This window comes from Psychrobacillus lasiicapitis, from assembly GCF_006861795.1.
Lineage (GTDB): Bacteria > Bacillota > Bacilli > Bacillales_A > Planococcaceae > Psychrobacillus > Psychrobacillus lasiicapitis.
This window is the reverse complement of the sequence record NZ_VDGH01000001.1, coordinates 35,751-50,075: the sequence shown is the minus strand read 5'-3', so window position 1 is coordinate 50,075 and position 14,325 is coordinate 35,751. Positions and strand designations below refer to the sequence as shown.

The 14,325-nt window shown below is 36.1% G+C and carries 14 protein-coding genes, 1 pseudogene and 2 riboswitches; of the genes and pseudogenes, 2 read left to right on the top strand and 13 right to left on the bottom strand.

What is annotated here, in order from left to right; all coding sequences use genetic code 11:
- Positions 1 to 56: 56 nt before the first annotated feature.
- Positions 57 to 941, top strand: a complete 885-nt coding sequence (locus tag FG382_RS00255; RefSeq protein WP_142536882.1) for a LysR family transcriptional regulator — start codon at positions 57 to 59, stop codon at positions 939 to 941.
- A gap of 240 nt (positions 942 to 1,181) precedes the next feature.
- On the opposite strand, the gene FG382_RS00250 is transcribed toward FG382_RS00255, so the two are convergent.
- The 9 genes and pseudogenes from FG382_RS00250 to FG382_RS00210 form a co-directional block, all read right to left on the bottom strand.
- A complete protein-coding gene (locus FG382_RS00250; protein WP_142536881.1) occupies positions 1,182 to 2,120 on the bottom strand; it encodes a ring-cleaving dioxygenase in 939 nt (312 codons plus the stop codon).
- A 78-nt stretch (positions 2,121 to 2,198) separates the two neighbouring features.
- The gene (locus tag FG382_RS00245) at positions 2,199 to 3,140 is read right to left on the bottom strand and encodes a ring-cleaving dioxygenase (RefSeq protein WP_142536880.1); all 942 of its coding nucleotides are present in this window, start codon (positions 3,138 to 3,140) and stop codon (positions 2,199 to 2,201) included.
- A 161-nt stretch (positions 3,141 to 3,301) separates the two neighbouring features.
- A complete protein-coding gene (locus FG382_RS00240; protein WP_142536879.1) occupies positions 3,302 to 3,904 on the bottom strand; it encodes an NADPH-dependent FMN reductase in 603 nt (200 codons plus the stop codon).
- Positions 3,905 to 3,922: 18 nt separating this feature from the next.
- Entirely contained in the window at positions 3,923 to 4,906 is a 984-nt protein-coding gene (locus FG382_RS00235) for a ring-cleaving dioxygenase (RefSeq protein WP_142536878.1), read from the bottom strand.
- A gap of 430 nt (positions 4,907 to 5,336) precedes the next feature.
- The gene (gene ribH / locus FG382_RS00230) at positions 5,337 to 5,801 is read right to left on the bottom strand and encodes a 6,7-dimethyl-8-ribityllumazine synthase (protein WP_142536877.1); all 465 of its coding nucleotides are present in this window, start codon (positions 5,799 to 5,801) and stop codon (positions 5,337 to 5,339) included.
- 72 nt (positions 5,802 to 5,873) lie between these two features.
- A pseudogene (gene ribB, locus FG382_RS00225) lies at positions 5,874 to 6,464 on the bottom strand (3,4-dihydroxy-2-butanone-4-phosphate synthase); the annotation flags it as partial.
- Between the two features lie 26 nt (positions 6,465 to 6,490).
- The gene (gene ribE / locus FG382_RS00220) at positions 6,491 to 7,129 is read right to left on the bottom strand and encodes a riboflavin synthase (protein ID WP_142536875.1); all 639 of its coding nucleotides are present in this window, start codon (positions 7,127 to 7,129) and stop codon (positions 6,491 to 6,493) included.
- 155 nt (positions 7,130 to 7,284) lie between these two features.
- Positions 7,285 to 7,416, bottom strand: a riboswitch (FMN riboswitch).
- A 147-nt stretch (positions 7,417 to 7,563) separates the two neighbouring features.
- A riboswitch (FMN riboswitch) is annotated at positions 7,564 to 7,694 on the bottom strand.
- An 81-nt stretch (positions 7,695 to 7,775) separates the two neighbouring features.
- Positions 7,776 to 8,519, bottom strand: coding sequence for an SAM-dependent methyltransferase (locus FG382_RS00215; RefSeq protein WP_142536874.1), 744 nt, complete (start codon positions 8,517 to 8,519; stop codon positions 7,776 to 7,778).
- Between the two features lie 128 nt (positions 8,520 to 8,647).
- Positions 8,648 to 10,069, bottom strand: a complete 1,422-nt coding sequence (locus FG382_RS00210; protein WP_142536873.1) for an aminotransferase-like domain-containing protein — start codon at positions 10,067 to 10,069, stop codon at positions 8,648 to 8,650.
- A gap of 99 nt (positions 10,070 to 10,168) precedes the next feature.
- On the opposite strand from FG382_RS00210, the gene FG382_RS00205 reads away from it, so the two are divergent.
- Positions 10,169 to 10,771: a LysE/ArgO family amino acid transporter gene (locus FG382_RS00205; protein WP_142536872.1), complete on the top strand. Its 603-nt coding sequence runs from the start codon at positions 10,169 to 10,171 to the stop codon at positions 10,769 to 10,771.
- A gap of 66 nt (positions 10,772 to 10,837) precedes the next feature.
- Here the strand turns inward: FG382_RS00205 and FG382_RS00200 are convergent, their stop codons facing one another.
- From FG382_RS00200 to FG382_RS00185, 4 genes are read right to left on the bottom strand one after another with little or no spacing between them, the layout of a single operon-like run.
- Positions 10,838 to 11,560, bottom strand: coding sequence for an amino acid ABC transporter ATP-binding protein (locus FG382_RS00200; protein ID WP_142536871.1), 723 nt, complete (start codon positions 11,558 to 11,560; stop codon positions 10,838 to 10,840).
- Positions 11,557 to 12,183, bottom strand: a complete 627-nt coding sequence (locus tag FG382_RS00195) for an amino acid ABC transporter permease (RefSeq protein WP_280525878.1) — start codon at positions 12,181 to 12,183, stop codon at positions 11,557 to 11,559. The genes FG382_RS00200 and FG382_RS00195 overlap by 4 nt, the downstream gene beginning before the upstream one ends.
- Before the next feature lie 43 nt (positions 12,184 to 12,226).
- Positions 12,227 to 13,000, bottom strand: a complete 774-nt coding sequence (locus tag FG382_RS00190; RefSeq protein WP_142536869.1) for a transporter substrate-binding domain-containing protein — start codon at positions 12,998 to 13,000, stop codon at positions 12,227 to 12,229.
- 24 nt (positions 13,001 to 13,024) lie between these two features.
- Complete coding sequence (locus tag FG382_RS00185) at positions 13,025 to 14,146, bottom strand: tyramine oxidase subunit B (protein WP_142536868.1); 1,122 nt, start codon at positions 14,144 to 14,146, stop codon at positions 13,025 to 13,027.
- Positions 14,147 to 14,325: the final 179 nt, after the last annotated feature.

The following is a 14,325-nucleotide window of genomic DNA, read 5'->3' as shown; positions in this document are numbered from 1 at the left end:
GAAAATTTTGAGGTAATTTAAAAAAAATTTAATCATTTTCCTAGGGGGTCTTTAAAATGCACTTAGATCAAATCAGTACTTTTATTTCTGTAATTGAAAGTGGTAGTTTTAACAAAGCTTCAACAAAACTGTTTTTAAGCCAACCTACTATCACTCATAGAATTAATAAAATGGAATCAGAATTAGGTATTTCTTTATTAGTTAGAGGAAAAAAAGAAGTGCAGTTAACTAAAGAAGGCGAGCTTTTTCTATATTACGCCAAGGAAATACTGGAATCATTCCAAGAGTGTTTAACAAAAATAGAACTACAGAAAGGCGAATCAATTATTAATTTGGGTTATGGTGTTTCGTTATCATATTTCATGATGAATAAAGTAATAAATTCGATTAGTTCCCTAAACTATGAAAATCGTTATCATTTCAATATTCTTAGAGATATTGATATAATTTCTAACATTCTAGAAAACAAAATTCAAATGGGTTTTACAAGAGAATTACTAGAAAATGATTATCTCGATTTCCATTTAATAACGCAGGAACCTATCTATATAGTAGCGGGGAAAAAATTGGGGATAAAAACAGATAAAAATATGTCTTTTAAGGAAATAATAGGTCAAAACTTTATTGTTCCGAATAAAGAAACATTGCCAAACGACTTTATGATAAACTTTTTAAGATCAAATAATGCAAATATAAAATATCAGACAAATGATATACTAATTCAAAAAAAGCTTGTACTCGAAGGGTATGGTATTAGCTATTTCTCTAAGGAATGTATCATAGAAGAATTGGATAATAACAATATTTCACAACTGCAAATAGAAGATTTATCAGAAATTTCATCGCCAATTTATTTGGTTTATCGAAAAGGCTTCGACGATAAAACACTTGAAAATATTTTGAATTTATTGACAGAACCTATATACTCAAAACTAGAATAGCTATAAATCAAAGATTGATTATTAAATTTCATTTTTTGTCCCCTTCCGCCAAAACAATTATATTCCAAAAAACTAATCGGTGTGATCACTGATTAGTTTTTTGGAATATTTCAAGCTTCTAATGCAGATGCAACTAAGCTAGTAAAAATTACTGAGCACTTTATGACTTGATTACTTATATTTATCTGTCAATTAATAACCTCTCTCACATCATTTTAAATCAATAATTAAGTCCCGTTATTAATCGATTGGGCGCACTTGAATTGGGATAAGTGAATTAACTAATTGCTCACGGTGTTGTTCGTATTGAATAGGTAACATTAGCTGAGTCCCCATAGATTCAATTGTTTCATCATGTGCAAATCCCGGTGGGTCTGTTGCAATTTCAAATAGTATTTCGCCTGACTCACGGAAGTATAGTGCGTTGAAATAATTGCGGTCTTTTACTTCGGTTACATGTTGACCATGTCTCATCGCATACTGCTGCCACTCTAGATGATCTGTATCATCTTTGGCGCGCCATGCAATATGATGAACAGTACCGACACCCATTGAGCCTCTTCCACCTGTTACCATTTTTACATCAATGATATTACCAATATCTGCCGCAGCTTTAAAGCGTGAATAATCACCTTCAGTGCCCGCCAATTCAAGCCCCATTACCTCCGTTAAGGTTTTAGCAGTCTCCTCTGGTCTGGTAGAATAAAGTGTTGCTCCGCCAAAGCCTTTAATCGCAACTTCCGGTGTTACTCCGCCGAATGTCCAGTTGTTTTGTTCACCTTCTGCACGTTCAACAAGCTCTAAATGTAAGCCATGTGGATCGTCAAATTGAATCACTTGCTCACCAAAACGCTCCGCCTTTTTAAATGGAATCGCAAATGTAGCGAGACGATTGATCCAAAAACTTAATGATCCTGTTGGTACAACATACGTTGTGACACCTACTTGACCGTCTCCAATTTGTCCCTGATACGCATTTGCCCAAGGGAAAAACGTAATAATTGTACCTGGCTTACCACCACCATCTCCAAAGTATAGATGGTATGTTCCAGGATCATCGAAGTTTACTGTTTGTTTAACTAGACGTAAGCCTAATATTCCTGCATAAAAATCAATATTTTCCTGTGGGTGACCTACGATTGCTGTAATATGGTGGATGCCAGCAGTTTGTTTTTTCATCATTATTTCCTCCTTAGTTAATTGATAAATTCTATAAACATATCGCCCGGCTTTCGGTAACCGCTTAACCGTCGATTATTACTCAATGTGTTCTAGTTTTGCCTCTATCTCTGCACGTTTGGCTTCTAGAAATGGCGGCAAATCTAGCTTTTTACCAAGTGATTCAATAGAAGAATCTACTGTAAATCCTGGTCCATCAGTTGCCAACTCAAATAATATCCCGTTTTTCTCTCTAAAATATAAGCTCTCGAAATAGTAACGGTCAGTAATTTTTATTACCTCAAATCCAAAGTCTTGAATACGCTGCTCCCACTGATGTAGCTCTTCACTATCTTTTACTCGGATAGCTAGATGATGTATACTGCCTTTTCCTGGTTTTTCTGGTGGACCATCTTGTTCTACAATAACAATTTCACCCAAAGCCTGTCCTTTTATTGACTGGTAGATAGTTTCGTTTTCATTTCGGGAAGCAAGCTTATACCCGAAGAGGTTCTCTAATGTACTCGCTAAGCTATCAAGTGATCGTACCGTCATTTCCACAGCACCCATTCCAAGGATACGATGCTCACTTAAAACAATTGAATCATCCCAAGACTGCCAATATTCCGGCACTGCGTCGCCGTTATTATTTAGAAGGACCAGTCGAAGTCCCTCACAATCTTCAAAATGTAGGGCTTCACGTCCTGCATACATAGTTAACTCCCCATGTTGCACATCTAGTAATTCAAACCTTTTCTTCCAATATAGTAAGCTATCATAAGAAGGGACGAGCAAACCAATTCGCGTAATAGCATTGGTTCCTCTTTTTGTCCTTCCTGCCATGGGCATTTCAAAAAAAGACAGCTCTGTTCCTGCACTTCCTGTTAAGTCTCCATAAAATAGATGATACATACTTGGATCATCTTGATTGACCGTTTTTTTCACTCTCCGAAGTCCAAGTACATTTTGATAAAACTGATTGTTTTGTTGTCCTTTTTTTGTAATCATCGAAATATGATGATGTCCTGCTATTTTATTCATAATGACTCCTCCCCTTTCTTGAACCTGTTATCCTCATAAACTCTGAGCGAAACCTTCAATCTACTTGATAACATTTTGCTCAAAATTCATTTATTTAAAGCACAAAATGTACATCCACTCATGTACATTTTGTGATTTGTAAAGAATTACATACAATAAACTTATTTACGAACTGTATTTAGTGCATTTGTCCAAGGAATCACTTGGTCTAACATTTGGTTTACTGAATCTGCTTGAACTGCAGCTGGTTTGAAATCTGTACCGTTTTCGAAGTCTGTAAATAATGACAATGCAGGATGTACACGTACGTGTGCTACTAACAATTCACTTAAAATACCACGTAAATGTTCTGTTGCACGAGCTCCACCTACAGAACCGTAAGACACGATACCTGCTGCTTTGTTGTTCCACTCTTCACGTAAGTAATCTAATGCATTTTTAAGTGCTCCTGTGATTGAGTGATTGTATTCTTGAACGATGAATACGAATCCGTCTTGTTTTGCGATGATTTCTGACCATGCTGCTGCGCCAGATGCGTCGCCGCCTGCTTCACCTAAAAGTGGTAATTTGTAATCTGCGATATCGATAATTGTGTAGTTTGCGTCTCCGCGTTTATCTGCTAATTCTTTTACCCATGCTCCTACTTGTGGACTTACGCGTCCTTCACGTGTTGAACCTAAAATAATACCTATATTTGATTTTGTCATTGTTTTTTCCTCCTCAGGTTGTTGTTGTGTTCCAAATAATTTACTTAAAAATCCCATTTCTTCTATTTCACCTCCTTACAAGTACTCTTTTTGGATATTTCGTGTGCTACGTACTGTATTAATTGGTCGCACGGATGCTTCAATTTGTTCGCGTTTTCCTTCAAGGAATGGTGGTAACGATAAAATTTCTCCTACTGTTTCGTAAGGTTCATCGCCCATAAATCCTGGACCATCTGTTGCCCATTCAAATAGAATACCAGGTGCCACACGTGCATATAAAGATTCAAAAAAGAAGCGATCCACATATCCCGAAGTACCAAAACCAGCTGCTTGCATATGGTCAATCCACTCATACAGTACTTTTGTATTTTCTACGCGGAAAGCTGCGTGATGTACTGTACCATAACCTTGTCGTCCTGCTGGAAAAGTCGTATTATGTTCCACAATTACTTGTGCGCCATTTCCCCCTTCTCCGACCTCAAACAAATGTAGGGAACCTTCTTGTGCTATTTCACGCATTAACATTACTTTTTCCAAAACCTCTTTGAAATAATCAAATTGTGCAATACGAATATGAATAGGTCCTAAACCTGTAATCGCAAATTCAAGTGGTACTGGTCCATTTTGCCAAGGTGTCCCAGATGCAATACCCTCGTTAAACTCATCTGAAACTAACATATATTGCTGATCATCAAAGTCGACAAATGAAATAGTTTTCTTACCGAATACTTCTTCAATACCCGAATTTTTAACCTCATACTTATTAAAACGTTTTACCCAGTAATCTAGTGCTGCATCAGTTGGAACGCGGAAAGCTGTTTTATAAATTTCGTTCGTGCCATGTGTTCCTTTTGGAATACCTGGAAAATCGAAGAATGTCATATCTGTGCCAGCCGACCCTTTATCATCTGCAAAAAATAAGTGATATGTCTGAATATCATCCTGATTGACTGTTTTCTTTACTAAACGCATACCTAATACATAGGTAAAAAACTCATAATTCTTTTCTGCACTGCTGGTAATCGCTGTGACATGGTGTATTCCTTTTAAATGATTCATTCAAATTCCTCCTTTTATTTCCATTAATTAATGAATCTCGAATTCGAGATATTTATTAGAATTTAAAATCTATTGACTACTATCTAACTTCTTTTGAAAGTAGATCGATCATTTTCTTCTTATCTAATTACTTCTTGAACACATTGGGAGGAACAAAGGAAAATTGAAACAGCATTCGATTTTACAGTGGAGATTCCCAAACGTCATCATCCTCAAAGTATCTCCAAATAAATAATCTTTAAATTAATTATCTTTAATTCGAACTAAATATAACATGGAACCATTTTAACTGTCAACACTTTAGTTAATGTTAAATAGTATTTTAGTTAAAGCTGCAGTTTATCTTATATTATTATGCTTCCCAACATCTTTAATTTGCTCAAAAAAAGACAGACTATTCATAGTCTGCCTTTGTCCATAACTGATTAAATTAAAATAAACGATTCAAATTTGCCATTTCTATAGCAGATACCGCAGCGTCATAGCCTTTGTTTCCAGCTTTAGTACCAGCACGTTCGATCGCCTGTTCAATCGTTTCCGTCGTAACAACACCAAACATCACTGGAACACCAGTTGATAAACCTACACTTGCGATGCCTTTCGCAGTTTCATTACACACATAATCATAGTGCGTAGTAGAACCTCGAATAACAGAACCTAAGCCGATAATGGCATCGTATTTTTTCGTTTCAGCCATTTTTTTAGCGATAAAAGGTACTTCAAATGCACCTGGTACCCATGCAACATCGACATTTTCTTCTGATACTCCGTGACGTTTCAAACCATCCATTGCACCATCTAATAATTTTCCATTGATAAATTCATTAAATCTTCCTACCACAATCCCAACTTTTAAATCTGTACCAATTAACGTTGCTTCAAATACTTTACCCATTCTTCATCTCTCCTAAGTTAAATTATTTTTTTCCCATTAAACTGTCGCTTTACTACTCGATTCCTCTTTAGAACGATAGTTCACTAACGCCTCTATCGTCACGAATTTCAAATCGTGCATCTCTGCAATAGTATGTAATTCTGGAACTCTTGCCATGGAACCATCTGCACTCATAATTTCACAAATAACTCCTGCGGCTTGTACGCCACAAAGTTTTGCAAAATCGACCGCTGCCTCGGTGTGACCTGGACGTTCCAGCACTCCGTTATCTTTTGCAATAAGTGGAAATACATGCCCGGGACGACGGAAATCGGAACTCACCGATTTTGCATTTAACAATTGTAAAATGGTTTCCGAACGCTCAAATGCACTTATTCCAGTGTCTGTTGTTTTGTAGTCGACACTAACAGTAAAAGCCGTTTGATGATTGTCCGTGTTATGCTCTACCATCGGATTTAAATCTAGACGACCTGCTAACTGTTTAGTTATAGGTGTACAAATCAGACCACGGCCATGTGTTGCCATAAAGTTTATATTTTCCGGTGTCGCGTAATCTGCCAACACAAGGAAATCTCCCTCATTTTCTCGATCCTCATCATCTACTACAATAATGATTTTCCCTTTTTTTAGATCTTCTACTGCTTCCTCAATTGAATGAAACATATTCAAAACACCGCCTATCGCCTATTTTAAAATCCATTTTGTCTTAAAAAATCCATCGTTATCGACGAATTAACTTTCTTTTGCTCTATATGATTGATCACATATTTGCCAAGTAAATCATTTTCAATATTGACGACATCCCGCTCTTTCTTTATACCTAAAATTGTTTCGCTAAATGTAAGTGGAATAAGTGAAACAGTGAGCTGTCTCGGTTGAACATCGAAAATAGTCAAACTAATACCGTCGATTGCAACGGAGCCTTTCAGCATGCAGTATTTACTCAATTCTTCACTTATACCGATGTCCACATATACGGCATTCTCCACTTTTCTTTTACGAAGGATAACGCCCGTTCCGTCCACATGCCCTGAAACAAAGTGACCGCCAAATCGACCATTTGCAGGCATTGCCCGCTCCAGATTAACAACATGTCCAGTTTGTAAAGAACGAATGCTTGTAGACTTCACCGTTTCTGGCATGACATCGACTGTAAATAGATTGCCCGAAAACGAAATGACTGTTAAACATACACCATTTACTGCGATACTATCACCTAAGTGAATATCTTCTACAATCTTTTTGGATTCTAATGTTAACTGCATACTATTAGAACCGCTTTTTATCGTCTTAACCTTACCCAAGTCTTCCACAATTCCCGTAAACATTCCCAACACCTCTTTTCTACTAAGAAATTTTGTTCAAAAAGAAAACCCCATAGATCGACTCTAAGGGGTTAGTTTTGGGAAATTATGTTTTACGCATCGACAAATAAACCTTTTAGGAGTATTTTTTTACCCCATAAGGAAAATAAGCTTGCTCGTACATCCTTCTCCCATCCAGACTATACTGTCGGCTTTGGACTCACACCAAATCCTGCCTTAAAGAAGGCTCACGGGCTTAGAATTGCTTCATCACCGTCGATTGGGAATTTCACCCGACCCCGAAGGAATACATTTTTTATGAAATTTTTGGGTTTTATGACAAAAATAAAACCCCATAGATGTATCTCTACGGGGTGGATTAGGAAATTCATGTTAAAAGCATCACTAAATAAACCTTTTAGAGTGAGTTTCACTCCATAAGGAAATAAGCATACTTGCACATCCTTCTCCCATCCAGACTATACTGTCGGCTTTGGACTCGCACCAAATCCTGCCTTAAAAAGGCTCACGGGCTTAGAATTGCTTCATCACCGTCGATTGGGAATTTCACCCGACCCCGAAGGATTATTCATCTATTAAACCATAGTATAACACTTGGAAATTAAAAAATCACGCAAAATAACTCACACTACACTACAAATAATGATTATCAGTAATTTAGCACTAGTTTTACCATATAAGACATAGCTTCACCTAGGTCCACATTCTCATGATACTCCCCAGTCGTGTAAATCATCGCACCACCCGATTTTATATCAACAAGCGTTAGGCCGGTGTCTTTTAATAACATGTTTAAATCTGGAGGAGAATAACATCTTAACGATTGAGTGACTTTTTCCTCTCCATCAAACCATGTATCCAACATACGACAACCCCAAAAATCAAAATCATAATTTCGAAGCTTACTTCCAATCCTCATCTCTTGTCCAGAGACACTCACCCAATACCAAGGCGTATAAATATCTATTAAAATACATCCATCTGGTTTTAGCCACTTACTCATTCTATTTAACAATGTTTGCTGATCTTGATCCTCTCCAATCCCAAATCCATCTATATAGCAAATAACATCAAAGGTTTTAGAAAGCTCTACTTTATAAAAGTCACCTTCTATAATCTCAAGGTCACCGATTAAATGATGTTCACTTTTTAGCTTTTTCATGTAGTCAATTCGGGATGGTACTAACTCAACTGCCGTAACATCATATCCTTTTTTAGCAGCTGTTATGGCAAATTCTCCGCCTCCAGCCCCTAACTCCAAAATAGACTGGAAAGGTTTAGATGCCAAATTCTCTATTTTCGTCAATATTTCCTCATGCTCTTCGTTTGGACCTGTTAAGCCTTCTTCATATAATCTAAATTGTTTATCATAAAAATTTTTTACCCATTCCATTCTGAACACTCCTTATTCAACATTTTTTATTCAATAAGGCCAATCAGAATGGATCAATTGTAAAGCAACATGGATCGTCCTCCAATAATTTATAGTCTCATAAACTATAACACAGATTTTTCAGAAATCTATCTTATTATATTCGATAATAGAATATATAATCCTTCTTTTAATTCCTCCAAATTAGCGTAAGCATAAGATAACCGTATATGATGTAAATCTTGTGAATCATATATATAACCTGGATTTATGAGAACATTTTGCTTAATTAATTTCAAAAAAAGCGTCTTATTCACAAAAGGCTCATTAAATCTAAGCCAAATATAGAACCCGCCATCTGATTTTTTCCATGTGGCAATTCGCCCAAAATCTTTCTCAAGAATAGTCTCTACGAATAAAGCACGCTCTTTTAATTGCTTGCGCAGCCTCGTAACATGTTCCTCATATAAACCAGAAGACAGCCAATAGGCAACAATTTCTTGAGAAAAGGCACTCGATCCATAATCTGTTTGCATTTTAATATCAGCGAGTCTATTAATAACGGGTTCAGGGGCAACAACCCAACCAATTCGTAGACCGGGGCTTAATGTCTTGGACACACTCCCTAAATATAAAACTTGCCCTGTGCGATCCAAAGACTTAATGGCCGGTAGAGATTCTTCAAACAACAACTCATAATACACATCATCTTCAACGATTGGTATTTGTAAGGCTGTACATATATCTAATAATCTTTGCCGCTCCTCCAGCTTTAAGCTACTCCCTGTTGGATTATGCAAAGTGGGCATAGTATAAAATAGTGATTGTTTTTTCCCTTTTGCAGCTTTTAGTGTTTCAGCTAAGCGTTCATTCTGCTCGATGGATACCATTTGCATACCAGCTGATTGAAATGGATGAACCGAATTTAAATAGGAAGGATGCTCTTGAAAAACAATCGATTGCTGTTCAAGTAAACCCACGGAGATCAATTGCAAGGCTTGTAATGCCCCTGAAACAATTAAAATGTTTTCTGGTGAAGTATGTATTTCACGTTTCTTCAAATAGTCACTTAAAATTGTTCGAAGTCTTTTACTTCCTTTCGGCTCCGAATAGCCGATATCTCGCGCTTTTAATGAAATAGATTGCAGGGATTGTTCTAAAAGCTTAGTAGGTAGTAGTTCTGGAGAAAGCTCACCAGTACCAAGCCTAATCATAGAGGAATCTTGTTCATATTCATTAATGAGTTGGATTGTATGATAATTTGGTTTGTGAATACTTGCTTCTATATGTTTGTGCCAATTTGGCTGTGATTTATTGAGTAACATATTCCAAGAGTTATTCGATACAAAAGTACCCGCCCCTCTTTTCATTTCCAGCAATCCATCCGCTTTTAATTCGTCCAGAACTTCAATAATCGTGCTGCGATTCACGTCTAACAACTCGGCTAACCTGCGTTGAGGTGGAAGTTTCATGCCAACTGTCCATTCCCCACGACTAATAAGTGTCGTCATCCAATCAGCAATTTGGACATGGAGTGACAAATGCGAGTGGCGATCTGGTTTCCAGTTCAAAATATCGCTCCTTAAATTGGTTGGTTCAGGAACCATCCAATTGGTTGTTTTCTTCTAGTTGTAACATAGCTAAACTAGTTATGGAAGGGAGTTTTTAATTTGGAAGCGATATTACACGGAATTTTATTAGCATTTGGACTTATATTGCCTTTGGGCGTACAAAATGTCTTTATCTTTTCGCAAGGTGCCACCCAACCAAGTTTGTTTAAGGCTTTTCCTGCTGCCATTACAGCGGCACTATGCGACACCTTACTAATTGTACTTGCGGTATTTGGTTTGTCTGTCATCGTCTTGCAATTGGAGGGTTTGCGATTGGGACTAATGATTGTAGGGATTGTCTTTCTGTTGTATATGGGATACTCTATTTGGAAATCCAAGCCTGCTAGCCTAGAAACGGGGAAAAGTTTAAAAGCAAGGAAACAAATTGTCTTTGCGATGTCCGTTTCCCTATTAAATCCACATGCTATTTTAGACACGGTTGGTGTTATTGGGACTAGTGCCTTAAAATATGTTGGAACAGAGCAATTATTATTTACAGCGGCTTGTATCCTTGTATCGTGGTGTTGGTTTATCGGACTGACAATTGCAGGTGCAACGATGAAAAAGCTCGATGAAACAGGTAAGTTGATGACTATTTTTAATAAATGCTCTGCTGTTTTCATTTGGTGTACTGCGGGTTATCTACTAGTCGGATTACGTTAAAATTGAGATGTTTTGCCCTAACAAAAAACTAACCTAGCATTAGATTACGATGCTAGGTTAGTTTTTTTATAATACTTTTTCTAAGAAGCGTTTTGTTCTTTCATTTTGAGGGGCAGTGAAAATTTGTGATGGCTCACCCTCTTCTACGATATAACCATTTTCCATAAAAATTACACGATTAGATACTTCTCTTGCAAATCCCATTTCATGAGTTACTACAACCATTGTCATTCCTTCATTTGCTAAACCTTTCATTACATTAAGCACTTCACCGACCATTTCTGGATCGAGGGCAGAAGTTGGTTCATCAAAAAGCATTATAGAGGGTTGCATTGCTAACGACCTTGCAATTGCGACTCGTTGTTTTTGTCCCCCCGATAATTTATCAGGATACACATTTACCTTCTCTATAAGACCTACTTTTTTTAGTAAATCATATGCTATTTCTTCCGCTTGCTTTTTATTTATTTTTTTTAGCATTATTGGTGCCAATGTAATATTATCTATCACTGTGAGATGGGGAAACAAATTAAAAGATTGAAATACCATTCCGATGTTTTGTCTGATTCTATTAATATTTACTTTTCTATCGGAGATTTCAATTTCTTCTATATTAATATGACCACCTGTTATTTCTTCCAACTTGTTTAAACACCTTAAAAATGTGCTTTTTCCAGAACCTGACGGACCTATTACACAAACAACTTCATTTCGTTTAATTTCACAATTTATGTCTTTTAGTACTTCGTTAATCCCAAAGCTCTTTTTTAAATTTTTCACACTAATCATACTGTCCACCTTCTCTCCAGCCAGGATGTTGCAAGTGTTAATATTTCTATAACTATCAGATAAATAAATCCAACCATAATCCAAACTTCAAAAGCTTTAAAAGTAGAAGCAATAATTATTTGCCCACTTGATGTGAGTTCAATAATACCTATAGCTGAGAGGATGGATGTATCCTTTAGAGATATGATCGACTGATTTACTAACGGTGGTACCATACGCTTAATCGCTTGTGGCAATATAACTTTTCTCATAGATTGAAAGTAACTTAGCCCTAAACTTCGTGAAGCTTCCATCTGACCGTTATCAATCGATAAAATTCCTGCTCTTATTATTTCTGCCATATAAGCACTAGCATTTATAGCTATCGCTATAGTTCCTGCGGTTACTGCAGATAATCTAAAGTCTAATACAGTCGGTAACCCAAAATAAATAAAAAACACTTGCACTAAAAGTGGTGTACCACGTACTAAACCTATATATACTCTTGCGAACGCTTTCAAAACTTTGTTATTCCCTACATTGATAACCCCTATTACCAATCCTATAATTAATGCTACAACAATTCCCACGGTTATTATTCGAACTGTCATTTGAGCACCTTCAAGGAGGGCTGGTAAACTCACTTTAAATAATTCCCAAAAATTCAAATGACTCACCTGACTTTTTTTAATTTATACTAATGTATTTAGAAATAATCTCGTCGTATTTACCATTTTCCATTAGTTTTTCTAAACCACTATTAAATTTCTCCAGTAGTTCTGCATTTTTTCCTTTTTTAACAGCAAATCCATAATCCATCTTTTCTAATATGTTAATCATTCTTAAACCGGATTCTTTATCAACAGTTAGTCTGTATGCAACTATAGGATAATCAAGTAACCCAAAATTAGCTCCACCGTTCGCTACTTCTTGAAATACAGCTGTCGCATCATCAAAATAACGAATTTCTAAGTTAAATTCATCCTTATTTTTTTCTGCATATGCAGCTCCGGATTCCCCTTTTTTAACAGCTACAATCTTATCCTTAAAATTTGTTTCATCGTTTATTTCCGTATTTACTTCGGTTGTAAAAGCACCTATACCTGACTCAAAATACCCTTTAGAGAAATCTAAGGTTTCTTTTCGTTCTTCTTTGATGAACATTGCGGCCAATGCCCCATCTACTTGCCCTGCTTGTACCGCCGGGATAATACCGTTAAAATTCATATGCTTTGTTTCATATGTGAAACCTTCCATATCTGCAATTGCAGCTAATAAATCTACATCGATTCCTACCCATTCATCATTTTCTTTAAATTCAAATGGTGCCATATTAATATCCATAGCAATAACATAATGATCTTTAGAAGCTTTTTCAGCGTTTTTTCCTTCTTTAGAAGAACATGCAACTAATGATATAATCACCATCAGTAACATCAGAGCTAAAATATATTTTTTCAAAAACTTTCCTCCTGTTATTAAGTTTTAAGATTGTAATGAACTTTCCCATAAAAGCAAATTTTGCCCAACTCTATTTTCTAAAGCTTTTTGATACAAATTAAAACCAAGTGCTACATCAAATACAGCCATTCCACAAGAAACAAATATGATTTTTTCAGAATCACTTACTCTACCTTGTTTTTCTCCTAAAATTATCTCACCCATGCTTGTCGAATCTTTTAAACTAGCAATCTTTCCTTCATCTATTAATTTATAAATTGGACCGCCAATTACCCCGTTGTAATAAGCTTGCTTGTCACCTGATTGAATTGCTTCTTCTACATAAGCTTCATGAAGTTTATAATTATCATAAATTATTTTATTATTTTTCCAAAAATCTTCATCTGCGGATCCTGGACCAGAAAATAAAATAAGAGCACCTTCTTTGAACCAACTATTTTCTAAATTTAGAGGTGCAGTTCTTGAAACAGCAATTGTTATAATATCTGCTTGCCTGATTGTCTCCTCTAAGTTTGTACTTACTACCCCATCGATTCCTAACTCATCAGTACACCATTTTGCTAATTGTTGCGCTTTCTCAATAGATCTGTTATAAAAAATAGCTTTATTTAAATTTGCTGCTTGACTAGCAATTGCTTCAAAGCAAACTTGATTTATTGGACCACAGCCGATTACAGCACAAACTGCTGAGTCGGACTTTGCTAAATATTTTGTTGCTACCCCTGGTATTGCACCAGTTCTACTAGCACTTATTAAATTGGCAGACATTAAACTTAAAGGTTCCCCAGTATCTTTATCATTCAACATCAAAGTTAATACTGATCTTGGTAGTCCTTTTTGTTTATTTTCAGCATTTGATCCATACCACTTATTCCCGCAAATATCATATTCGCCACCAAGGTAAGCGGGCATAGCAACAAAGCGTCTATCCGGCCCCGCAACTGGCATATTAGGAAATGGCGATGTCTTTGGAAAAACGATTCCCATTCCATGACTATTTGCGTTACTCCCTCCCATTAAATAATCACCTTTACTTAGCAGTTTAAAAACATCTTCAGCCACTTCTACACTGTTCTTTATATCTAGAACACCTACGTTAATAAGATCTGGCTCTGACAAATATAGAAATTCAGTTTTCTTTGACACAAAACCCCTCCATCTTTCTGATAGTTAAGAATGTATTATTTAGTACAAAATGAATAACTGTCATACAATTACGAGTCAACAATATATTTATATTAAGCAAATTAAATTTATATACGGAAATTTCACTGAAAAAAATATTAATTTGCACTTAAATTTAGAAGTTATTAATGAAAATAAAG